The organism is Streptomyces erythrochromogenes (assembly GCF_036170895.1).
GTDB classification, from domain to species: Bacteria; Actinomycetota; Actinomycetes; order Streptomycetales; family Streptomycetaceae; genus Streptomyces; species Streptomyces erythrochromogenes.
This window is the reverse complement of the sequence record NZ_CP108036.1, coordinates 4,828,560-4,850,671: the sequence shown is the minus strand read 5'-3', so window position 1 is coordinate 4,850,671 and position 22,112 is coordinate 4,828,560. Positions and strand designations below refer to the sequence as shown.

General features: G+C 75.1%; 19 protein-coding genes. 4 read left to right on the top strand and 15 right to left on the bottom strand.

Translation table 11 applies throughout. The features are described from left to right. The first annotated feature begins 84 nt into the window (after window positions 1–84). Both OHA91_RS22140 and OHA91_RS22135 read left to right on the top strand, forming a co-directional pair. Complete coding sequence (locus OHA91_RS22140) at window positions 85–1,242, top strand: low temperature requirement protein A (RefSeq protein ID WP_078959275.1); 1,158 nt, start codon at window positions 85–87, stop codon at window positions 1,240–1,242. 112 nt (window positions 1,243–1,354) lie between these two features. Beyond that, window positions 1,355–2,602: a cytochrome P450 gene (locus OHA91_RS22135; protein ID WP_031150652.1), complete on the top strand. Its 1,248-nt coding sequence runs from the start codon at window positions 1,355–1,357 to the stop codon at window positions 2,600–2,602. 119 nt (window positions 2,603–2,721) lie between these two features. Here OHA91_RS22135 and OHA91_RS22130 read toward each other — a convergent pair whose 3' ends face one another. Both OHA91_RS22130 and OHA91_RS22125 read right to left on the bottom strand, forming a co-directional pair. After that, window positions 2,722–3,216: a DUF5949 family protein gene (locus OHA91_RS22130; RefSeq protein WP_031150650.1), complete on the bottom strand. Its 495-nt coding sequence runs from the start codon at window positions 3,214–3,216 to the stop codon at window positions 2,722–2,724. A gap of 57 nt (window positions 3,217–3,273) precedes the next feature. Continuing rightward, window positions 3,274–3,858, bottom strand: coding sequence for a DUF4352 domain-containing protein (locus OHA91_RS22125; protein WP_051893139.1), 585 nt, complete (start codon window positions 3,856–3,858; stop codon window positions 3,274–3,276). A 155-nt stretch (window positions 3,859–4,013) separates the two neighbouring features. Here OHA91_RS22125 and OHA91_RS22120 point away from each other — a divergent pair, with 155 nt between their 5' ends. Next, window positions 4,014–4,451 carry a DUF6299 family protein gene (locus tag OHA91_RS22120; protein WP_158714771.1) on the top strand — a complete coding sequence of 146 codons (438 nt, stop codon included), beginning with the start codon at window positions 4,014–4,016 and terminating at the stop codon, window positions 4,449–4,451. A 136-nt stretch (window positions 4,452–4,587) separates the two neighbouring features. Here OHA91_RS22120 and OHA91_RS22115 read toward each other — a convergent pair whose 3' ends face one another. The 5 genes from OHA91_RS22115 to OHA91_RS22095 all read right to left on the bottom strand — a co-directional run bounded on the left by OHA91_RS22115 (window position 4,588) and on the right by OHA91_RS22095 (window position 10,036). Beyond that, window positions 4,588–4,761, bottom strand: a complete 174-nt coding sequence (locus OHA91_RS22115; RefSeq protein WP_167344716.1) for a hypothetical protein — start codon at window positions 4,759–4,761, stop codon at window positions 4,588–4,590. Between the two features lie 71 nt (window positions 4,762–4,832). Continuing rightward, window positions 4,833–6,920, bottom strand: coding sequence for a SpoIIE family protein phosphatase (locus OHA91_RS22110; RefSeq protein ID WP_031150644.1), 2,088 nt, complete (start codon window positions 6,918–6,920; stop codon window positions 4,833–4,835). A gap of 12 nt (window positions 6,921–6,932) precedes the next feature. Beyond that, a complete protein-coding gene (locus tag OHA91_RS22105; RefSeq protein ID WP_031150642.1) occupies window positions 6,933–7,226 on the bottom strand; it encodes a hypothetical protein in 294 nt (97 codons plus the stop codon). A 25-nt stretch (window positions 7,227–7,251) separates the two neighbouring features. After that, complete coding sequence (locus OHA91_RS22100) at window positions 7,252–8,553, bottom strand: NAD(P)-binding domain-containing protein (RefSeq protein WP_328741157.1); 1,302 nt, start codon at window positions 8,551–8,553, stop codon at window positions 7,252–7,254. Between the two features lie 67 nt (window positions 8,554–8,620). Beyond that, window positions 8,621–10,036 carry a carboxylate--amine ligase gene (locus tag OHA91_RS22095; RefSeq protein WP_031150638.1) on the bottom strand — a complete coding sequence of 472 codons (1,416 nt, stop codon included), beginning with the start codon at window positions 10,034–10,036 and terminating at the stop codon, window positions 8,621–8,623. 150 nt (window positions 10,037–10,186) lie between these two features. Between OHA91_RS22095 and OHA91_RS22090 the strand changes: the two genes are divergently transcribed. Beyond that, window positions 10,187–11,818, top strand: a complete 1,632-nt coding sequence (locus OHA91_RS22090) for a glycosyl hydrolase (RefSeq protein ID WP_328739817.1) — start codon at window positions 10,187–10,189, stop codon at window positions 11,816–11,818. A 5-nt stretch (window positions 11,819–11,823) separates the two neighbouring features. Here OHA91_RS22090 and OHA91_RS22085 read toward each other — a convergent pair whose 3' ends face one another. The 8 genes from OHA91_RS22085 to OHA91_RS22050 form a co-directional block, all read right to left on the bottom strand. Further along, window positions 11,824–12,966: a GNAT family N-acetyltransferase gene (locus OHA91_RS22085; RefSeq protein WP_031150634.1), complete on the bottom strand. Its 1,143-nt coding sequence runs from the start codon at window positions 12,964–12,966 to the stop codon at window positions 11,824–11,826. After that, window positions 12,963–13,739, bottom strand: a complete 777-nt coding sequence (locus tag OHA91_RS22080) for a YveK family protein (protein ID WP_031150632.1) — start codon at window positions 13,737–13,739, stop codon at window positions 12,963–12,965. Before OHA91_RS22080 ends, OHA91_RS22085 begins: the two co-directional genes overlap by 4 nt. Before the next feature lie 70 nt (window positions 13,740–13,809). Beyond that, window positions 13,810–15,093 (bottom strand): glycosyltransferase, encoded by a 1,284-nt coding sequence (locus OHA91_RS22075; protein WP_245240096.1) that lies wholly within the window; start codon window positions 15,091–15,093, stop codon window positions 13,810–13,812. Beyond that, window positions 15,090–15,866 (bottom strand): polysaccharide deacetylase family protein, encoded by a 777-nt coding sequence (locus tag OHA91_RS22070; RefSeq protein WP_031150628.1) that lies wholly within the window; start codon window positions 15,864–15,866, stop codon window positions 15,090–15,092. Before OHA91_RS22070 ends, OHA91_RS22075 begins: the two co-directional genes overlap by 4 nt. Further along, the gene (gene murJ, locus OHA91_RS22065; RefSeq protein WP_328739813.1) at window positions 15,856–17,889 is read right to left on the bottom strand and encodes a murein biosynthesis integral membrane protein MurJ; all 2,034 of its coding nucleotides are present in this window, start codon (window positions 17,887–17,889) and stop codon (window positions 15,856–15,858) included. The genes OHA91_RS22070 and murJ overlap by 11 nt, the downstream gene beginning before the upstream one ends. Then, window positions 17,886–19,373 (bottom strand): O-antigen ligase family protein, encoded by a 1,488-nt coding sequence (locus tag OHA91_RS22060; RefSeq protein WP_078959272.1) that lies wholly within the window; start codon window positions 19,371–19,373, stop codon window positions 17,886–17,888. The genes murJ and OHA91_RS22060 overlap by 4 nt, the downstream gene beginning before the upstream one ends. After that, a complete protein-coding gene (locus OHA91_RS22055; protein ID WP_381705639.1) occupies window positions 19,373–20,908 on the bottom strand; it encodes a sugar transferase in 1,536 nt (511 codons plus the stop codon). The genes OHA91_RS22060 and OHA91_RS22055 overlap by 1 nt, the downstream gene beginning before the upstream one ends. Then, window positions 20,905–22,101, bottom strand: coding sequence for a glycosyltransferase (locus OHA91_RS22050; RefSeq protein WP_328739812.1), 1,197 nt, complete (start codon window positions 22,099–22,101; stop codon window positions 20,905–20,907). Before OHA91_RS22050 ends, OHA91_RS22055 begins: the two co-directional genes overlap by 4 nt. Between the last annotated feature and the right edge of the window lie 11 nt (window positions 22,102–22,112).

The window sequence follows — 22,112 nt, the reverse complement described above, 5'->3', positions numbered from 1 at the left end:
CACCTCGTCCGCCCGGGGCACAGCGGCCGCCCGGGGCAGCGCGCCTGAGCTGCGGCGCGTCACCGCCCTGGTCTGCTGGCCGGTATGGCCTACACCCCCATGACCGCCCGCAGCCGGGACGAGGACCACCGCGCGTCGACCCCGCTGGAGCTGTTCTTCGACCTCTGTTTCGTCGTCGCGGTCGCGCAGGCCGGCGCCCGGCTCGTGCACGCGCTCGCGGAGGGCCATCCCGGTACCGGGGTGATCGGCTACTTCTTCGTCTTCTTCGGCGTGTGGTGGGCCTGGATGAACTTCACCTGGTTCGCCTCCGCCTACGACTGCGACGACGTGCCGTACCGGATCGCGACGCTCGTCCAGATCGCCGGCGTCCTCGTCTACGCGGCGGGGGTGAGCGAGGCCTTCGACGAGAACGACTGGACGATCGCCGTCGTCGGCTACATCATCATGCGCGTCGCGCTGACGGCGCAGTGGCTGCGGGCCGCCGCCGGGGAGAGCGGCTCCGCCCGCACCGCGGCCCTGAAGTACGCGGCCGGGCTGGTGATCTGCCAGGCCGGCTGGGTGGGTCTGCTCTTCGCGCCCAACGACGCCAAGCGCTGGCTGTTCCTGGTGCTGGTCGTGGCCGAGCTGCTGGTCCCGGTGATCGCCGAGCGCGGCCACCAGACGCCGTGGCACGCCCACCACATCGTCGAGCGGTACGGGCTGTTCACCATCATCGTGCTCGGCGAGACGATCGCGGCGAGCACGGTGGCCGTGAAGTCCGCGCTCGACGAGCACGAGGCCCTCGGCCTGCTGCTCCCCCTCGCCGCGGGCGGGCTGCTGATCGTCTTCGCCGCGTGGTGGATCTACTTCGCCGTACCGATGCACCAGCACCTGACCTCCAACCGGGAGGCCGTCCCGTGGGGTTACGGCCACCTGCTGATCTTCGCCTCGGGGGCGGCGATCGGCGCGGGCATCGAGGTGGCGGTCGAGCACGCGGTCGGCAAGGCGCACATCTCCCAGGTCTCCGCGAACGCCTCCGTCATGGTCCCGGCCGCGGCCTTCCTCTTCATGGTGTGGCTGCTGCACTCGCGCCACTTCAAGCGCGGCCTCGCCCAGCAGCTGGTGCTGCCGGTCGCCGCCCTCGTCACCCTCGCCTGCACCTGGACGGGCGCCTACGCCGTCCTCTACGCCGGACTCGTCGCGGTGGCCACGGTCACCGCCGGCGTGATCCTGGCCGAGCGGCGGGGCGGCGAGGCCCTGTAGCGGGCGGGCGGCCGCGGCGGCAGGGGCGGCCGAACCGTCACCCCCGCGCCCCCGCCGCCGTTCTCCAGCGCAGAACGAGCAGGACGAACCGCACCGACTGGAGGCCACGGCCATGACACTCCCGGCGCAACGCCACGGCACCGACCCCGGCAGGGAGTTGGCCGAGCCGGGCTTCTGGCAGCAGCCGCCCGCCCACCGGCTCGCCGCCTTCGCCCGCCTGCGCGCCGCCGAAGGCCCCGTGTTCGTGCCCGAGGGGGCCGGCCACTGGGCCCTCGTCCGGCACGCCCACGTGCAGGAGGCCAGCCGGCTGCCCAAGGTCTTCGCCAGTGCCCCCGGCGTGACCACCCCCGAGCCGGCCCGCTGGGTCCGTGCCCTGTTCGGCGACTCGATGGTCAACCTCGACGGCCCGGACCACGCCCAGCTCCGCAAGATCGTCCAGCGGGCCTTCACCCCGCGCCTGCTGGCCGCAGCCGAGGCCGACATCCACGCCGTGGCCGCCCGCATCGTGGACGACGTACTGGCCGACCGGCCCGACGAGTTCGTCTCGGCGGTGGCCTCCCGGCTGCCGCTGGAGGTCATCTGCAACATGATGGGCATCCCGGAGCGCTTCCGCGCCGAGATCGCCGACCGGGTCAACCACGCCTCCGAGAACATCGGCGTGGAACGCGGCCTGGCCTCCCGGCTGCGGATGCCCGGCCGCGGGCTGCGCGCGCTCGCCCGGATGCAGCGCATGGTGGCGGGCATCGGCCGGGAGCGGCGCAAGAACCCCACCGACGACCTGATCTCGGCGCTGGTCTGCGCGAACGTCGACGGCCAGGCGCTCGGGGCCCGCCAACTCGGCGCCTTCTTCTCCCTCTTGATGGTCGCCGGGGTGGAGACCACCCGCAACGCCATCACCCACGGGCTGACCCTGCTGACCGACCACCCCGACCAGCGGGACCTGCTGCTGTCGGACTTCGAGGCGTACGCGGACGGCGCGGTGGACGAGATGATCCGGCACTCGACGCCGATCATCCAGTTCCGCCGGACGGTGGTCGCCGAGCACACCATGGGCGGCCGCGTCTTCCGGCCCGGCGAGAAGGTGGTGCTGTACTACGCCTCCGCCAACCGCGACGAGGCGGTCTTCCCCGACCCCGACGCCTTCGTCATCACCCGCTCGCCCAATCCGCACCTGGGCTTCGGCGGCGGCGGACCCCACTTCTGCCTGGGCGCGCACCTGGCCCGGGTGGAGATGAAGGCGCTCTTCCGCGAGCTGCTGACCCGGCCGGTCGGGCTGCGCGCGGTGGGCCTGCCGGACCTGGCGGGCTCGAACTTCGACAACCGGGTCCGCTCGCTCAGATTCGCCTTCGAGCGGCCCTGAGGCAAGACTCCGGAGGCAGGCCCTGAGCGGAGCCCCCGGCGGGAAGGGGCCGGCCACCGGGCAGGCTGGGAGCCCGGCGGCCGGAGCAGGTGGGGCGGTGGCGGGCGCCCGGCCGGCGGCTACTTCTGCAGGCGCCGCACGGTGAGCACGCAGTGGGCGCTGGCCGTGAGGACCTCCTCGTCGCCCGCGAAGGCCTGGAGGGTCTTCGCGTCGACCGGCCGCCCCGGGACCGCCTCGGGCCAGGCGCGCGTGGCGAAGAGGAAGTACGCCTGCCCGCTCTCGTCCGCCGCGGCGACCCACTCGTCGGGGGCGGTGCACTGCGCGTTCATCCCGGGCAGGGTGAGCGCGATCTGGTTGCCCTCCAAAAGGATCTGCACCGGGAAGCCGGCCGGGTTGCGGGTGCCGTCCATGACGACGTCGCCGATGGGCAGGCCGATCTCCTCCAGCAGCCCGCGGGCCGCCGCCTCGCCCGCCTCCCGGCCGCCCGGGCCGTCGCCCAGGGTGTAGGCGAGGAGGTACGGGATGTCGTGCGCCTCGGAGGGGTCGCCGATCCAGGCGAGCACCGAAAGGGTGCCGAGCTGGGACCGGTCGATTTCGGCTTGAGTAGAAGTCATGCGCCGCACCCTAGTGGTCCCGCGCCCGGGCCTTTCACGGCCTTTCACCCGGGCGGGCTAGACGGCCCAGAAACCCTCTCCGGTATTCGCCCTGATGTTCGCGTCCTGGTATTCGAGCCGCACAATGCGCGCGTTTTCCGGGACTTCGAACACCACCCACCCCTCTGCCCGCTCACCGACCTCCAGGGAATCGAAGACGATCGGTTTGCCGGTCGTCAGCTCACCGGTGGGCACCACCGGGTGGCGCTGCCCCGCGCCGTCGTGCGCCCACATGCGTCCGAGAGCCCCGTACGAGGCACCGCCCACGTTGACGAAGGACATCGAGGCGGCCACCCAGCGCTTGCCGGCGGGCGGGGCGAAGTTCTTGTCGGCGCTGATCGCCGGGTCCACGTAGGCGCCGAGCACGACTTCCAGGTGGCGACCGACCTGCGTGCCGTGCACCCGTACGGCGTCACCTACATGGGCGTCCTTCGCGCCCGGCCGGACGGGACCGGCCTCGCCGCCCGGAGCGCCGTCGTCCACCGGGACGGCCGGCGCCGCGGCCGGGGCGAGGGCGGCTCCCTCGGGGACGCTCTGGCAGGCGGAGGCTCCGAACAGCAGCAGCGGGAGGAGGACGAGGGCGGGGAGGGCGGGCTGGCGCATGCAAGATCCCTTCGGGGACGTATTGCGGCCAGTTTCACGCGCCCGGGCAGGCAATTGCACACACCGACACGAGTGCGGGGAGCGAGTGCGTACGGCCACCTGCCAGCACAATGCGTTCCGGCGGAATACCGCCGCCCACACCCCCTGGAGGAAGAATGCGCGTCACCCCCCGCCGAATGGCCCTTGCGGCCTTCTCGGCACTGGCCGCCACCACGTTGTTCTCCGCCCCGGCCGGCGCCACCGTTTTCAATCAAGGTATTTCCGTACATCACGACGCGTACGTCGCGGGCGACGGCACCGTCACCCTTTCCGGGTCGTACCACTGCGAGCAGGCTTCACCCACGGGGGCGATGCAGATCAAGGCGACCGTCGAGCACGAGGGCGGCCGGGTGAGCATCGGCGCGGAGCAGCCCGTCTGCGACGGCACGGAGCGCCGGTGGGTGGCCACGGCCCCGGGCCGCTGGGTGAACGTGCGCCCGGGCCACGCGGTGGTCACCGCCGAGCTCCAGGAGATCCACCTCTCGGGCCTGATGCCGAAGTCGGTCGCCACGGTCGCCCAGGACAGGCGGGACGTCGAGGTCCGCAGCCACTGAACCCGTGCGCGGCCGTGGGCCGTGGGCCGTGGGCCGTGGGCCGTGGGCCGTGGGCCGTGGGCCGTGGGCCGTGGGCCGTGGGCCGTGGGCCGTGGGCCGTGGGCCGTGGGCCGTGGCGTCTTCCCGGTAGCCGCCGCTACCGGGACCGGCACTCGGGCGCGACGCCCGTCATCGACATGAAGGCAACCGCCTGGCACCCGGGGTCCGCGTGCGGCCGTCCCGTCGTCCAGTCCACGACCGTCGGCACTCCGGCGGCCAGCAGCAGCGCGGCGAGGATGCCGGTCACGGCACCCTTGCTCAGCCTGCGCACAGCGCGTTCCGTTCCATGGTCGGCATCATCGCCCCGGCTCCCGCCGCCCACAACTCGGCGTGTCCGGCCGGTCACCCCGCGCTCCGGGGGGTGCCGCCGACGTCGAACTCGCACCACACCGCCTTGCCGTCGCCCCGGGACTCCACGCCCCAGTGCGTGGCCAGGGCGTCCACCAGCAGCAGCCCGCGCCCCGTGGTGGCGGCCTCGCCCGGGCTGCGCCGGCGCGGCCACACGCTGGAGCGGTCCTTGACCCACAGCCGGATCCGCCGCACCGGCTCCGGCAGCACCTCCATGGTCAGCACCGCCCCGCCGTCGGTGTGCAGCAGGGCGTTGACCAGCAGCTCCCCCGCAGCCAGCTCCACGTCGTCGGCGAGCTCCGGCACACCCCAGTCGCGCAGGGCCTGGCGCAGGGCGTAGCGGGCGTCCGAGAGGCCTTCCGGGTCCGCCTGGTGGATGTACTGGTGGATGCGCGGCGCCCGGTGGGTGCCGGGGTCGGGGGCCCGGCGCAGCACCAGCAGGGCCACGTCGTCCCCGGAGCCCCAGCGCTCCCACAGCCGGTCCGAGAGGTGGTCGGCGAGCGCCCCGGCGCCCTGGGGGCCGCTGCGCACCGCGTGGGCGAGGGCGTCCATGCCCGCGGTGATGGTCGTACCGGGCTCCTCCACGAGGCCGTCGGTGCACAGCACGAGCGTCTCGCCGGGGACCAGGTCCAGCTGCGTCTCGGGGAACTCCTCCTGCTCGAAGGCGGAGGCCAGGCCCAGCGGGAGACCGCCGCGCACGTTGGGCCAGCCCGTTCGCCCGTCCGTGTGCCGGATCAGCGGGCCGAGGTGGCCCGCGCGGACCGCGCGCACGCCGCCCGTCTCCAGGTCCACCTGCGCGTACATGCAGGTGGCGAAGCGCTCGGTGTCCAGCTCGGCGAGGAAGCGCGAGGCCCGCGCCAGCACGGTGGACGGCGGGTGGCCCTCCCCCGCGTACGCCCGCAGCGCGATCCGCAGCTGGCCCATGATGGCCGCCGCGTGCGTGTCGTGGCCCTGTACGTCGCCCACCACGATGCCGACCCGGTTGCGGGGCAGCGCGATCACGTCGTACCAGTCACCGCCGACCTCCCGCCCGCTCCACGCGGCGTGGTAGCGGACCGCGATCTCCCCGCCGGAGATCTCCGGGATCCGGCGCGGCAGCATGGCCGCCTGCAGGCCCGTCGCGAACTCCCGCTCCTGGTCGAAGAGGAGCGCCCGCTGCAGCGACTGGGCCACGATGCCCGCCAGGCCCAGGCACAGGTTGCGCTCCTCCGGGCTGAACTCCTCGCGCTGCCGGTAGAAGAGCACCAGACCGCCGATGGCCTTGGCCTGGGCGATCAGCGGCAGGTAGGCGGCGGCGTCGAACCGGATGCGGTTCAGGTAGTCCGCGAGGAGCGGGAACTCGCCGCCGAGCTGGGTCAGCGAGGTGACGAAACGTGCCTGCCTGGTCAGCACGGCGTGCGAGAGCGGCAGCGACCCGTCCATCCGGGTGAACCGGCGCTCGCTGAGGATCTCCAGCGACTCCCCGCTCAGCGCGATGATCTTCATGGTGCCGCCCTCGACCAGTCCCAGGGCCAGCCCGTCCGCCCCGAGCCGCTCCAACGCGCCCGCCCCGGTCAGCGCGGCCGTGACGTCGTCGACCGTCACCGCCCGCGACAGGGCCTCGGTGGTCCGCTGCACGATCGTCGTCTGCTGGGCGCGCGCCGCCTCCAGCTTGCGCAGCAGCGTCGCGTGGGCCAGTTCCGCCGCCGCGTCCCGGACGATCCCGGCGATGTGCAGCGCCTGGCCCTCGGCGTCCCGCACCACCCGGCCCGTGGTGTGCGTCCACTGGTCGCGGCCGTCGCGCCGGTGCACCGTGAAGTACGCGCCGAACGTCTCCCCGCGCTCCTCCAGGACGCCGGCGATGGTCTCGCGCAGCCGGGCCGCGTCCTCGGGCCGCACGCGCAGCGCGGCGCCCTCCGCGGTGCCGTCGTACTCCTCCGGCTCCAGGTCGAACACGGCCATGGCGGCCGCGTCCAGCGCCACCGTCCCCGTGCCCAGGTCCCACTCGAAGCTGCCCATGCCGTTCAGCGCGAGCCGCTCCCCGGCGTCGGTCACGGGGGTCCGCCGGGCCGGCCCTGGTCCGTCGCGCTCTGCCGCTGCCACCGTCCGCACCCCCTAGCGGCCGGGCCAGCAGGGCTGGGAGATCAGCCGCTCCCACTCCTCGTCGGGATGCCCCGGAAGGGTGCGCCCGGCCTCCCGCCAGCGCTGGACGACGGAGAGGTAGATCGTGGCCTGGTCGGTGGCGGCGGCCGTCGCGTACGGGCCCGCGTACGGTCCCGGATACGGACCCGCATACGGTCCCTGGTACGCGGACCGGTCCTGCCCGGCGGTCATGCCCGTGGCGGACTGTTCGCCGCGGCTGGCGGGAATGCGTACCCAGCCGCGGCCCTGCGCTCGCTCCGTGCTCATCACGGACCCCTTCTCACTGCGGGTCTCACCGCAGGTACGTCTTCGGATGCCCTGGGGGTACCCCCGGAGCCGGCCCGGGGGAAGCAGCCCGGACGAGCCGGGCGACACCGGGGGAGCCCGGCCGCGGGCCCCGGGCACCGAGGCGCTTGCGGACTCCTCTCACCAGTCTCCCCGCCGTGAAGCCCGCGCCGTGCACGAATCGCATGGAAGGGCCGAATGAGGGAGCCGCCAGCAGCCCCGCGAAGAACAGTCCGGGCCACGAGGACTCGAAGCCGGGGTCCAGTTCCGGGGCCCTGCCGCCGCCCACGGTCATCAGCGCCGCGCGCAGCCCCGCGTCGAGCATTCCCAGCCGGGCCAGGTCCGGAACGAAGCCGGTGGCCGCGATGACGTGGGCGACGTCCAGGACCACCGATTCGCCCGCGGGTGAGGTCAGCCCGAGCCGTGTCCGCTCGCCCGCCGCCACCACCCGGTGCAGCCGGTGCCCCAGCAGCGCCGGCACGCGCCGCTCGAAGCGGTCCCGCAGCCACCAGGCGCCGGCCGGGCCCAGCGCGGTCGCCGCGATCCGCTCCCGGGTGTGCGCGGGCAGCCGGCGCACCGCCCAGGGCAGCTCCGACCACGCCCAGCTGCGCCAGCCCGTTCCGAGGCCGCTGTGCGGCTCGCGCAGGGCGCGCAGCGCGGGCCTGCTCAGCGGCTGCGGGACGGTGTTCCAGTTCAGCCGGGAGCGCCGGGCCACCAGGCACGGCCGCGCACCCTGCTCGGCCAGCAGGGCGGCGGTCTCCAGGGCCGCCTGCCCGGCCCCGAGCACGGCGACCTCGCGGCCGGCGAAGCCGGACAGGTCCCGGTGGCCGCTGCTGTGCGAGTAGTGGGCGGGCGGGAGGCCCGCCAGCGCCTCGGGGTAGCGGGTGAAGGGCATCACCCCGACCGCGACGGCGACCGTGCGGGCGAGCAGGGGCGGTCCCTCGGCGGTGCGGACGCGGAAGCCGTCGCCCTGCGGGGTCACCTCCGTGACGGTCACCTCCTCCACCTGCGGCCCGGCGTGCCGGGCGAACCACATCCCGTACGCGCTGAACGTGCCGATGGGCAGCGGAGTGCCGTGTTCCGCGATGGTGCCGAGGGAAGCGCAGTACTGGGCCAGGGTGTGCCGCCCGTCCGGCGCGGACAGGTTGGAGGACCACGGCTCCGACTTCAGGTACATGCCGTCGGGCATGTGGTCGCGCCACGAGGCCATGGGCCGCCCCAGCACCCGTACACCGAGACCCGCGCCGGCCGCGTGGGCGGCGATCGACAGCCCGTACGGGCCCGCGCCGATCACCACGAGATCGTCGATCCGCGTCACGACCGCTCCTCCAGCACCTCGGTCACCTGCCCGGCCCCGACCGCCGGTCCGGACCCGGTCAACGGGTCACCAGTTCGTCCGGCTCGGCCGAGGCCTCCGGCGGGACGGGACGGGAGACCGCCCCGGCGGAGGTCACGCCCGGCTGCTCCCGCCCGCGCTGCCGGGGCGCGCGGACGACCGCACGCGCGGTGCGGCGGCCCTGCGCCGGCACGCCCCGCAGGACCCGGACCCCCTTGGCCGCGCCGCGCCCCAGGAACGCCGCGAGCATGGCCAGGAACGGCCGGAGGTCGTCCGACGCGAACCAGGCCGCCTCGACCTGCGCCCGCTCGGCGACCTGCCCCCGCTCCGCGGCCGGTCCCGGCTTCGGGGGCGCGGGGTCCGCCGCCGGACGGCGCCGCGGCAGCGAACGGCCCCGGACCGCCGCCAGCAGCGCGTAGTTCTCCGCGACGAAGACGCGGCCCGCGCCGCCCGAGGGCTGCGGGACCCGTTGGCCCGTCAGATCCAGGTACATCGCCTGCACCACATCCAGTCCGGCCGTGTCCGTGAACAGCCTGAACTGCGCGCCCGGGCGGGGGTTGAAGTCCACCAGCCGGAAGACCCCGCGCTCGTCACGGCGGAAGTCCAGGTCCAGGATCCCCTGGTAGCCGAGGCGTTCGGCGAGCCGCAGCGCCGCCTCCTCCACCGCCGGGTCCGGCAGCCACCGCCCCACCGCCGTCAGCCCCGTGCGCACCGGCCAGGACAGCTCCTTGCGGCCCGAACCGGCGAGCAGCGGCTGCCCGCCGCGGGTGAAGGCGCCGTGGAAGAACCAGTCGGTGTCCGGCCCGGCCGGCAGGAACCGCTGGAGCAGCAGCCGGCTCCCCGCCTGCGCGGAGCGCTCGTACAGCCGGCGCGCCTCGGCCGTGGTGTGGACCAGCGTGGTGCTGCGCAGCCCGTCCGCCCCGGAGGGCAGCAGCCAGGGCCGGCTCCACTTGGCCACCACCGGCAGGCCCAACCGCCAGGCCGCCTCCGCCGCCTCGGCTCCGCTCGCCGGGACCACGGTCTCCGGGTGCGGTACGTCCCACCGTGCGCAGAGCCGCGACAGCTCGGCCTTGTCGGCCACCCGGGCGGGCAGGTTGTCGGGCTGATGGGGGATCCGGAAACGCTCGCGGAGCATCGGGGCGACCCGGGACACGGCGATGGCGCTCAGGTCGTCCATCGCGATGAGCACGGCCGGACGGCCGATCAGGTCCGACACCCCGTTCAGGCACTCCAGCAGGGCCTCGGGCGTCTCCGGGTCCAGCCCGCCGACGGGCCCCGGATGCACTGCGCGCAGGTACCGCGAACGCCCCATGGGTCCTCCCCCGGCCTCGACGACGGCATGGACCTCCACGCCCTTGCGGCCAAGGGATCTGACGGCGCCGAGGGTTCCGTGGTGGAACGGATTGCGGTCGAGTCTGAGGACAACGGCGGGCACATGGTTGGCGAACGCGTGCATGGCAAGGGTGTCTTTCACCTAGTCGGACCAAGCGGGGGTGATGTGCAGCTGCTAATGGCCTACGCGGCAGTCACCGAACAGGCCATTCGTCGGATGTGATGCCTAACGTCTTTCGCAAGCACACCGATTCAGGAAAGCTCGGGAGACGCCATGCCCACACCACGCCGCCGACTGGCGAGCACCTGCGTCGGTACGGTCACGGCCGGACTGCTCGCCACCGGGGCCGCCCTCGCGGCGCCGGACGAGAACCGGACCGTGGACTCCGGCCCCGCCGTGGGCGCCTATCTCCACTACGGGCCGGACGGGGTGGCCCGCATCCCGTACCTCTCGCGCTGGCTCGGCGGGAGGGAGATCCGGGTCGGCCACACCTATCTCCCCGGCGACCAGTGGGCGGGCATCGAGGGCCGGGTCTCCTTCCTGGAGGACTGGGCGCGGTGGCGCCGGGCGGACGACGACCGGATGTTCGTCCTCAACGTGCCCATGCAGGCGCGCAACGAGGCCCGGGTGCCCGACCAGCAGGTGGTCCGGCTGATCCGGGCGGGCGCGCAGGGCAAGTACGACGAGCACTTCCGCAGGCTCGCCGAGCGGCTGGTGTCGCTGGGCGTGCCGGACACCGTAATCGTGCTCGGCTGGGAGATGAACGGCGTCACCTACACCCACCGCTGCCGCCCCGATCCGGCGAACTGGAAGCTGTACTGGCGGCGCATCGTCACCGTGATGCGCGCCGTGCCGGGCCAGAAGTTCAAGTTCGACTTCGCCCCGAACAGGGGTACGGACGCGATCGGCTGGACGAAGTGCTACCCGGGTGACGACTACGTCGACATCATCGGGATGGATTCGTACGACCAGGGTCCCGGGCAGGACTTCGACGACCAGATCTCCCAGCCGTACGGGCTCCAGAAGCACGTCGACTTCGCGCGGGCACACCGCAAAGCGATCTCGTACCCGGAGTGGGGCCTGTTCCGGCGCGGCGACAACCCGGAGTACGTGCGGCGCATGCTGCAGTGGATCGCGCAGCACAAGCCGCTCTACCACACCATCACCGACTACTGCCCGCACGGCGTGTGGCAGTGCAAGCAGAACCCCGAGTCCACGAAGGTGTTCCGGGACGCGCTCACGCCCGAGGTGCCCGGCCCGGTGGTGCCGACGCCGGTCGTGCCCACGCCCGTGGTGCCGACCCCCGTGGTGCCGACCCCCGCGGTGCCGACTCCGGTCGTACCCACTCCGGCCGTGCCCACGCCGCAGGTCCCGACACCCCAGGTCCCGACCCCGGAAGTCCCGACCCCGCAGGTCCCGACCCCGGAAGTCCCGACGCCCCAGGTCCCCACGCCTCAGGTCCCGACGCCTCAGGTCCCGACGCCCGCGGTCCCCACGCCGCAGGTCACCGAGCCCGCGCCGGTGGAACCGAGTCCGGTCGTGCCCAGCCCGGTGGTGCCGAGCCCCGAGGTGCCGACTCCGGTGACCCCGAGCCCGCTCGTGCCGACCCCCGTCGACCCGAGCCCCGAGGTCCCCGAGCCCGGCACCCCCAGCCCCGAAGTGCCGAAGCCCTCGCCCGTGACGCCCTCGCCCGTGGCAACGGCGCCCGTCACGCCGGGCCCGGTCGTGCCGAAGCCCACGCCCACTCCGGCCGAGCCCCTGCCGCAGCCGCAGCAGCCGCCCCTCAACAGCAGGCAGTGGTGCGTACCGATCAACTTCGGCGGGTGGCTGTCCGAGCTCGTCGGCAAGCAGTCGGTCTGCATCAAGATCGACCTGGGCGACGACTTCGGCTTCTGGCCCTTCTAGAGGGGTCATCGCACCCGCAGTTCGTTGAGCCGCGCCCGCCAGTCCCTGGCGGCCGGCAGCGCCTCGCGCAGCGCGTCCACCGCCCGCTCGCGCCCCGTCACCTGCGACTCGTGCAGCCGCAGCAGGGGCGCGAGCGCGCTCGTGGCCATCAGGAAGCGCTGGTTGACGACCGCCTGGGGCCGCCAGTGGTTCTTGTAGGGCTCGTTGCCCCGCAGGAAGCTGACCACCGGCCGGCCCTCCGCCAGTGCCCGCCGCGCCTCGTGGCGCAGCAGCAGAGTCGCCACGTCCACCTTGCGCGCCCGCAGGTCCGGGTCCGCGCCGTAGAGGTAGCCGCCGCTGAGTCCCGCCGACAGCAGCGTGACGTTGGCCGCCACCACCTTCCCGTCCAGCCGGAACTCCGTCAGCCGGCCCTCCCCCGCCCGCACCATCCGGCGGGTGGCCCGGGTGAGGTGCTCGGCGAAGCGGGGGCGCAGGTGCTCCGGGGTCACGCCGCGGCCGCGCCACTGCTTCTCGTGCAGCCGCAGCAGGTTCCGTACCGCGCGCGGCACTTCCTGCTCGGTGGCCTCGTGCTCCTCGATCCCGGCCGCGTCGGTCTTGCGCAGCTTCGCCCGCACCCGCTGGGCGCCGGAGGCCGGCATCCGCTTGACCAGTTCGTCGAACGGCAGGGTCGGCAGCTCCATGCACGTGGAGTCGGCCAGCCTGCTGCCGATCCCGGGCCACTGCCGGTACAGCTCCTCGGCGGCGGCCCCGGGACGGACCTCCCGCAGGTCGACCACCGCACCGCGGGCCGCCCGGTGCAGCCCGTGGGCCAGCGCCGGGACGACCTGGGCGGCGTGCTCCGCGGCCACGAGCACGTCGAAGTAGTCGGTGATCGGGCCGCCGAGGGGCACCAGCAGCGGAATCGGCCGGTGCACGAGCATCAGGGCGGCCGCGCCGACCAGTTCGCCGCCGCGCCGGACGAGGACGATCCGGAGCCGGCCGTCCTTCCCGTACGACAGCCACCAGGAGTGCAGCCAGGCGTGGCTCTGGAAGGGGGTGGCGGTGGGACAGGCGCGGACGAGCCGGTTCCACGGCTCCTCCAGCGCGGCGAACTGCCGGGGGTCGCGGCACAGCGTCACCGACAGGGCCCCGGCGGAGCCCGAACTCATCGCACGGACTCCTTCTCCTTGGCCGAGGCCGGCTCACCCTGGGCGGGGAGGGTGGCGTACTCCTCGGCGACGTGCTCCGCGACCGGCTCGGCCACCGGACCGGCCGCGGGCGCGGCCGCGACCTCCTCGGGGCGTCGGGCCCGGCCGGGCCGGGCGAGCAGCCACAGACCGCCCAGCAGCCCGCCGGCGCACAGCCCCACGGCACCGCTGATGGCGGCGGACGGGGAGGCGGGGTCGGTGGGGGCCACGGCCTGGTTGAAGAGGAGGAGCTGGACGCCGGTGTTCTTGGCGGCCTGGTTGCTGCTCAGCGACAGGGCGTCGGCGACGGCGTTCGCGATGTCGGCGGCCTCGGCGGGGCTCTTGGAGGTGCCGGTGATGGCGATCATCGGGGACTCGGGCGAGGTCTCGGCCCGTACATGGGTCCGCAGCTCCCGCGCGGTGATGCCCGCGCGGGGCTGCGCGTAGGCGAGGGTGGAACTGCTGGTGGCGATACGGGCGTACGCCTGCGCGAAGCCGAGGGCGGTGGCGGGTTCGGTGGTGTCGTCGGGAACGGCGACGACATAGCTGGTCGCGGCGTACTCGGGGGCCTTGAGCACCCCGTACGCGCCGCCGGCGGCCAGCCCCAGCACGGCGCAGGCGGGCAGCGGCCACCACACGGGGGGCCGGCCGAGCCGCCGCCTGGGCCTCTTCCCGGAGCGGTGGTCGGCCTTCCGCTCCGGCTTCTTCTCGGGGTTCTTCGGCTTCTCTGACTTCTTCGCGGCGGTGTCGGCCATGGTCGTGCTCGCTTCCTGGAGGGAGGTGGGTTCCTTCGGGTCCCGGCCGGGACCCCTTCGGGGGTGGGGATCAGCCATGGGCGCCCGGCGTCCGCCGGGGGGAGCCGGGCCCGGGCACCGTCAGCCCCGCCTCCGGTCGCGCCGCGGGGTCCGGGGCCGCAGCGCCGGCCGGGTCCGGTGCGGGATCCGTGACGGGGCCCGGTACCCGCGGTTCCGGCGCGGCCGAGAGGGCGAGGTCGTACACGTCCAGCAGCCGGCGCGCGCTGCGGGCGATGTCGTAGCGGCGCACGACCGGCGGCGGGGGCAGCCGGCGCGCGCCCGCCTCCATGTGGCCGCGCAGCGCCGCGACGAGTTCCTCCGTGCCGGTGCCGATGCGGCGCGCCCCCGGGGCCTCGGCGGCGGGCAGGTCGTCGATGGCCGGGCAGGTCACGTGCAGGACCGGAAGTCCGGCGGCCAGGGCCTCGACGACCGCGAGCCCGAAGGCCTCCTCCCGCGACGGCGAGACGAAGACGTCCATGGCGGCCAGCAGGGCCGGGATGCCCGGGGTGCGGCCGTCCGCGCTGTCGCCCAGCGGGTCCCGCTCCCCCAGCAGGTGGATGCGGCTCTGCGCGCCGAGCTCGGCGGCCAGCCGGCGCAGCCCCGCCCGCTCCGGGCCGTCCCCTGCCAGCATCAGGTGCGCACCCGGCAGCGCGGCCACGGCCCGCACCAGCACGTCGAACCGCTTGCCCGGGACCAGCCGGCCGACCCCGCCGACCACGAAGGCCCGCTCGGGCAGCCCGGTGCGGGCCCGGGTCGCCCGGCGGACGCCCTCGTCGAAACGGAAGCGGACGGCCTCGATGCCGTTGGGTACGACGTGGACCCGCGCGGCCGGCACCCCCCACCCCTCCAGCCGGGCGGCGACGGTGTCCGACACGGCCACCGTCGCCGCGCCCAGCCGCTCGCTGGCCAGGTACAGCGCGCGCACCCCGCCCGAGAGCGGCCGGCCCTCGATCTCCCCCTCGCCGAGGGAGTGCTCGGTGGCGACGGTCGCCCCGGTGCCCGCGAGCCGGGCCGCGAGGCGCCCGTACACGCAGGCCCGGTACAGGTGCGTGTGGACGAGGTCGTACTGGCCGCGCCGGATGAACCGCACGAGCCGGGGCAGCGCCCCCAGGTCCCGGTTGCCGCGCATTCCCAGGTGCACGACCCGTACGCCGTCGGCGCGCAGCCCCTCGGCGACCGGCCCGGGATTGGTCAGCGTGAGCACGTCGCACCGCATCGGCATGTGCCGCAGCAGCAGCCGCAGTTGCTGCTCGGCGCCGCCGACGCCGAGGCCGGTGATGACGTGCAGGGCCTTGACGGCCTCGATCGGCTTCACCGGTACACCGCCCGCCGCAGCTCCCCGACCTGGTGGCGCACCTGCTTGACGCGCAGCCGGGTGCCGCCGTCGGCCTGGCTGACGTGCGTGCGCGGCAGGGCGTGCGGGCCGGCGAGCCGCCCGGGGTCGATGGCGCAGGCGTAGCCGTAGCCGGCCGCCCGCGTCGCGTCGACGACCCGGGCGTCGAGGTGCCCGTACGGGTAGCAGAAGCCCTCGGGCAGGGTGCCGGTCAGCTCGCGCAACAGGTCGCGGCTGCCGCGCAGTTCCTGCTGGAGCACGTCGTCGGGGGTGGCGGTGAGGTCCTGGTGGAGCAGGCCGTGCGAGCCGATCTCCTGCCCGGCGGCGGCGACTTCGCGGATCCCCTCGGCGGTGAGCAGGGACTTGCGCGGTCCCAGCGGGTCCCACACGTTGTCCACGCCGAGCCGTCCGGGCAGCACGAAGAGGGTGGCGGTGCAGTCGTGGCGCTGGAGCAGCGGCAGCGCGTGGGTCAGGAAGTCGGTGTAGCCGTCGTCGAAGGTCAGTCCGACGAGCCCGGCTCCGCGCCCGGCCGCCCGGGCCCGCAGCAGTTCACCGACCGACACCCCGCGCAGGCCCCGGGAGCGCAGCCACAGCAGCTGTGCCTCCAGGGCGAGGGGGGTGACGGTGATGCCGTACGGGTCCTCGGCGGGGTCGGTGAACTCGGCGACCGAGTGGTACATCAGGACCCACGGCGATGCGGTCCGGCGGGCGGGGACCACCACGGCGGCGGGGGCCGTGTCGGTGTCAGCGGGCATTGCGGAACCTCTGCGTGAACTGGGAGATCTGACCGGGCAGGGCGGTGACTTCGAGGGCGCGTATGGCCATGCCGGTGGCGCCGAACATGGCCGGGACGAGCAGGCAGCCGAGTCCGGCGCTGAGCAGCGGATCGGGGATCATCGGCCCGGCGATCCAGCCGGTGGCGCAGGCGGTGACGGCGGCCACCGCGAGCCGTCCGATGCTGACGGAGACCCGGCGGACGTGGATGGCGATGATCCGCGGGCCGAGGCCGGTGAGCAGCAGGGCGGCGGCGGTGGAGATGCCGGCGGCGTTGGCGGCGGCGATCCCGTAGGTGCCCCACCAGCGGACGGCGAAGGCTCCGGCCACGATGTTGACGAGCAGTCCGGCACCCATCGCGAACGCCGGGAACCAGGTGGGCCGGGCGGTCGAGAAGAAGGGCCGGGACAGTGCCCCGACGAGGCAGTGGCCGAGCAGTCCGAGTCCGTAGACCCGCATGACGGAGGCGGTGGCGAGGGTGTCCTCGTGGGTGAAGGCGCCCCGTTCGAAGAGGACCTGGATGATCTGGGGGGCGTAGCCGATGACGAGCGCGGTGCCCATCAGGACGGCGAGCGAGGCCAGTGCCAGGTCCCGCTCCACGCGCCGGCGGGCCTTCTCCCGCTCGCCGCCGGCCATGGCCTGGGCGACGACGGGGAAGGTGACGGTGCAGATCATCAGCGACAGCACCATCGGCATCTGCGCGACCTTCTGCGCGTAGTTGAGGTGGGAGATCGCCCCGGACGGGAGCGAGGCGGCCAGGAACCGCTCGACGAGCACCTGTGACTGGCGGAAGACGGCGAAGAGGATGACGGGGGCGATGACCCCGAAGGCGATGAGGGTGGGGCGGTCGCGGTCGCGCTGGCTGCGCGGGGCGGCGGCCCGTTTGGCCCGGGGCGGGCCGAAGCCCACGTTCCGGATGAAGGCGGGGAGTTGGACGAGCGCCATCAGCAGTCCGCCGACGGCGACGCCCGCGGCGGCGGCCCGCACGCCCCACAGGGTGTGGAGGGTGACCATCGTGGCGATGATGCCGATGTTGTACGAGACGTAGATCGCGGCGGGTGGCAGGAAGGAGCGGTGCGCGCGCAGCGCGGCGCTGAAGTAGCCGGCGATGCCGAAGGAGAGCACGGTCAGCGCGGTCAGGCGGGTGCACTCGACGGCCAGTGCGGGATCGGGCAGGCCGGGCGCGAGCACGGCGACGACGGCCGGCGCGGCGACGACGAGCACGGAGGCCACGGCGGCCAGGAACACGACGAGCCGCGGCAGGGTCGCCCCGACCAGCAGCCGTACGGGATCCTGCGCGCGGGCCTCCCTGCGGGTGAGCCCGGCCCGGGCGGCGGCCCGCCGGGCCAGTGCGTGGCTGAAGGCGGGGACCATCAGCAGCGCCATGGCGTCCTCGATCAGCAGCGTCGAGGCCATCTCCGGGACGGTCCAGGCGATGAGGAAGGCGTCGCTGTCGTGCCCGGCGCCGAAGAGGTGCGCGATGGTCTGGTCGCGCACCAGCCCGAACAGGGCCCCGGCAGCAGTGAGCCCGGCGGTCACGGCGGCGGCCTTGGCCAGGAACCGCCCGAGCGGAGCGCCTGCGGCGGGCTCGGCGGACACCTCGGCCTCGCGCCGGCGCCGGCCGCGTCCGAACCGGTTCACGCCGCAGGCCGCGGGAACGGCGGCCCCGGCCGGATCACTTTCGCGGCGGACACCGGGGGTGGAGCGTACGGAGGCCGCGCCACGGCCGGGCCGGGCAGAGGGCTGCCCCCCGCCCGGCCCGGTGGACCCGTCCTCGCGGCGGACGTCGCCGTGCCCGGCGGCCGAGGCCCGGGCTGCGGGGGCGTCGGCGGATGCGCTCGTGGTGCGCGCCGCCACCCGCGCACCGAGCCCCGCCGGGGCCCCGCCGGGATACCCGGCGGGGCCGAAGGGGCCCGGTTCGACGGGCGGGGTCGGCGGGACGCGGGTGTGGCCCACCCCGGCCGGAGGGCCGGAGGCGGGCCGCCAGGGCGTGGTGTCCGTCACCGGCCGCTCGAACTCTCGGGAACCGGGCCCCGTGCCCCGGTGCCCGCGCCGATGGGGCCGCCGGTGCTTCCGGGCGCCCGCCCCCGGGCGTCCGCCGGCCCGGGGATGGCCCCGGGAGCGGCGACCGCACCGCGCAGCGGACCGGCGGCGCGCAGCGGATCCGCACCGCCGGGGGAGGGAAGCGCCCACCAGGCCGCCAGGCCGATGATCACGCCGGTCAGGACGGTGGACGGGCCGCCGATGTCCGCGTAGAGGAAGTCGGTCAGCTGCCACACGAACAGCCCGGTCGCGATCAGCCCGCAGTCCCGCACCCGCGCCCCCGCGCCGGAGGTGAGCCGCCGCAGTCCCACGACCAGCAGGGCCGCCCAGCCGCCCGCCAGCGCGACCAGTCCGATCAGTCCCTGCTCGCTCAGGATCAGCAGGTACATGTTGTGCGGGGAGAGCAGCGGCTGGCGGATGTACGCCTGGCCCGCGCCGGCGGTGTCGCTGCCGGAGGAGAGCCCGAGCGAGGCGTGTCCGTCGCGGTGGGCGGGGAAGCCCTTGAGGCCCACGCCCGCCGCCGGCCGCTCGCGCCACATCGACTCGGCGGCGGCCCACATCGTGTAGCGGTCGGTCACCGACTGGTCGGGGGCGCTGGAGACCTGGGTGATGGAGGTGAGCCGCTCGGCGACCATCTCGGAGCCGACGCCGAGCCCGCCCACCAGGACCACCCCGGCCGCGGCCAGCGCGGCGAGCACCGTGAGCGCCCGCCGGATCCCGGCCAGCGCCATCACCAGCAGGGCCGCGCCGAGGGTGGCGATCCAGGCGCCGCGGCTGAAGGAGAGGACGAGCGGCAGGACCAGCACCAGGGCGCAGCCCGCGGCGATCCGGCGCAGGCGCGGCGGCAGTCCGGGGGCGAGCGCGGCCGCGGTCGCGACGATCAGCCCGTAGGCGACGACCGTGGCCATGCCCATCACGTCGCCGGGGCCGAAGGTGCCCACCGCCCGGATGTCCTCGCCCTGGTAGGAGGCGCCGGTGTGGGTCGCGTACTGCACGACCCCCACCGCGCCCTGCACCAGCGCCAGGACCACGAAGCAGCCGGCCGCGAGCCGGAACTCCCGCGCGTCGCGCACCAACAGCACCACGGCCGCCGGGACCAGCACGAAGACCTGGAGGTAGCGGACGAAGCCCGGCAGGGCGGCGTACGGGTCCCCCGCGGTCACCGTCGCGACCGCGAGGCCGACGGCGGGCGCGCCGAGGAGAAGGACGCCGAGCGGGGTCAGCGCCCGCACCCGGCCGCGCAGCGCCTGCACGGCGCAGACGAGGACCAGCAGCAGCGAGGCGGCGTCGGCCGGGCCGACCTTGCCGGAGGCGGTAGCGTCCCCGGCCGGGAGCGGGGCGAGCAGGAACAGCACGGTCGCGGCGAGCGGCAGCAGCGGCCAGTGCCGGCGCAGCATGCCCGGCACGTCCGGCCGGACCCAGTGCCCGGGGGCGGCGAGGCTCATCAGCTGCCCCCCAGCCGGAAGCGGAAGAAGGAGGCCGCGGTGCGGGCGAGGATCCACAGGTCCTGCCACAGCGACCAGGTGTCGATGTAGTGGTTGTCGAAGCGGGCCCGGTCCTCGATGGAGGTGTCCCCGCGCAGGCCGTTGATCTGGGCGAGGCCGGTGATGCCGACGGGCATCCGGTGGCGGGCCTCGTAGCCGGGGTGCACGGTGGAGAACTTCGCCACGAAGAAGGGCCGTTCGGGGCGGGGGCCGACCAGGCTCATGTCGCCCCGTACGACGTTCCACAGCTGGGGCAGTTCGTCGAGGGAGGACTTGCGCAGGAAGGAGCCGACCGGGCTCATGCCGCGGTCGCCCGCGACCGTCCAGCGGGTGGCGGCCTCGTGCGCGTCGGCGCGCAGAGTGCGGAACTTCAGCAGGGTGAAGGGGCGCCCGTAGAGGCCGACCCGCTCCTGACGGAAGATCACCCCGGGTCCGTCCCAGAGGCGTACGGCCGCCGCGCAGAGCAGCATCACGGGCGCGGCGCCCACCAGGGCGACCAGGGCGAGCGCGGAGTCGATGACCCGCTTGGCCCAGCGCTCCAGCGGCCGGGCCGGGCGCGGCAGCAGCGGCTGCACGGCGTATCCCCACAGCTGGTCGGCGGGGTGGGCCAGCCGCATGCCGGTGACCTTGGCGGTGCCGGCCGGGTCCGCGAGCCACAGCCGGCAGCCGTGGTCGTGGAAGAGCCGGACCAGGGATGCGGTGCGCTCGTCGGCCTCGGGCGGGCGGGTGAACACCGCGTGCCGGACGGTGTTCTGGATGACCGCGCGCCGGATGTCCTCGTGGGTGGACAGGAGCGGGAGGGGCCCGGTGTCCCCCTCGGCGGGGGCCGCGGTGTCGGCGAGCCCGACCGGGCGCAGGCCGAACTCGGGGCGGCCGTGCAGGGCGGCGGCCACCGCGCTCGCCCCGGCGCCGGGTCCGACCACGAGGGCGGAGGCGGGCCGGCGTACGGCGGCGCGGCGGTGCAGCTGGTTGACGACGCCGCGGCCCGCGCAGACCAGTACGGCCTGCAGGCACACGGCGGTGAGCAGCGCGCTCCAGCCCATGGCGCGCGCGGGGTCGAAGGCGGCCGCGACGGCGGCGGCCGCGCACCACAGGACGGCGGAGCGCCCCACCAGTGCGGGCAGTTCGAGGAGGGCGGAGGGGGCGAGGCGCGGCCGGTACAGGCCCGCCTGCGCGTGCAGGGCGACGAGCAGGGCGGGCAGCGCGGCGACGGCCGGCGCGGCCGCCAGGACGGGCAGCGCCGGTCCGGGCAGGGTGGCCGCGGTGAGTACGGCGGCCAGCGCGTCGGCGGTGAGCAGGGGGAGCACCCGGCTGCGGCGGCGGACGCGGTGCGGGCGTACGGCGGACCGGGCCTGGTCGACCCGGGGCCCGCGCGGCGGATGGATGGCGGTTGCGGAACGGCGGGCTGCTGCGTGGGGCGCGGGCGCGAAGGCGCTGCCGCCGGGCCCTGTGCCGCCCTGCCCGGTGTGCCGGGCGGGTGCGCTGTCCATCGTCATCGGCTGATGCGCTCCTGGTTCAAGGGTCGGGGCCTGCCCAGCAGTTCGTGGTACAGGCCGCTGACCGCGTCCGTGGTCCGCCGCACGTCGAAGTCGGTCCGGGCGTGCTGCCGGGCCTGCTCCCCGAGTTCGGCGAGGAGCCGCGGCTCGGCGAGCAGCCGCCCCAGGGCTTTGGCCAGTGCTGTCGGGTCCTCCGGCGGCACCAGGCACAGGCCTCCCTGGCCGGGCGGCAGGCTCTCCCGGGCACCGCTGACGTCGGAGACCAGGACCGGCCGGCCACAGGCCATGGCTTCGAGCGGGGCGAGCGCCATGCCTTCCCACCGCGACGGCAGTACAACGAGGTCGGCGGCCCGAAGCCACGGTCGGATGTCGGCGGCGGCGCCCGCGAAGTGCACGCCGGTGCCGGACAGCGCCGCGGTGCGCCGCAGCCGTTCGGTGTCGGGTCCGTCGCCGACGAGGGCGAGGCGGGCCGTGGGGACGGTCGCGAGCACCTCGGGCCAGGCCTCCAGCAGGATGTCCTGGCCCTTCTGGGCGCAGATCCGGCCGACGCAGACGGCGAGCGGCCCGTCGGCCGGGAAGGAGGGCGGCAGCGGAAGTGCGGCGCGGGACTCGGCCCGGTCCTGGCCGGGGTCCGGTGCGCCGGGCCGGAAGTGGTCGAGGTCCACGCCGTTGCGGATCACCGTCCAGTGGGCGCTGATGCCCTCGCTCTCGCCCGCGCGGCGTTCGGCCTCGCTGACGCAGAGCACCCGGTCGGCCCAGCGGGCGCCGTACCTCTCCCAGCGCAGGGCGAGCGCGGCGGTGGCTCCGCCGACGGCGTCGAAGGACCAGGCGTGGGGTTGGAAGACGGTGGGCAGCGTCCCGCGTGCGGCGAGCCGTCCGGCCAGTCCGGCCTTGGCGCTGTGGGCGTGCAGCAGGTCGGGCCGGACGCGGCGCAGCAGCCCGCGGGCGCCGGCCAGTTCGGCCGGCAGCGCCGGGCCGGGGACCCGGCCGGCCCGCCAGGTGAACACCTCGGCCCCGGCGGACCGGGCCGCGTCGCCGAGCGTGCCGCCGGGCGGGCAGCCGACGACGGCGCGGATGCCCTCCGCGGTCTGGGCGCGGACGAGGTCGGTGACGACCCTGGCCACACCGCCGTCGACGGGTTGTACGAGGTGGAGGACGGTCGTGGGCTGTGCCGCCCGGGAGTGCGTGGGCACGTGGAGTGGTC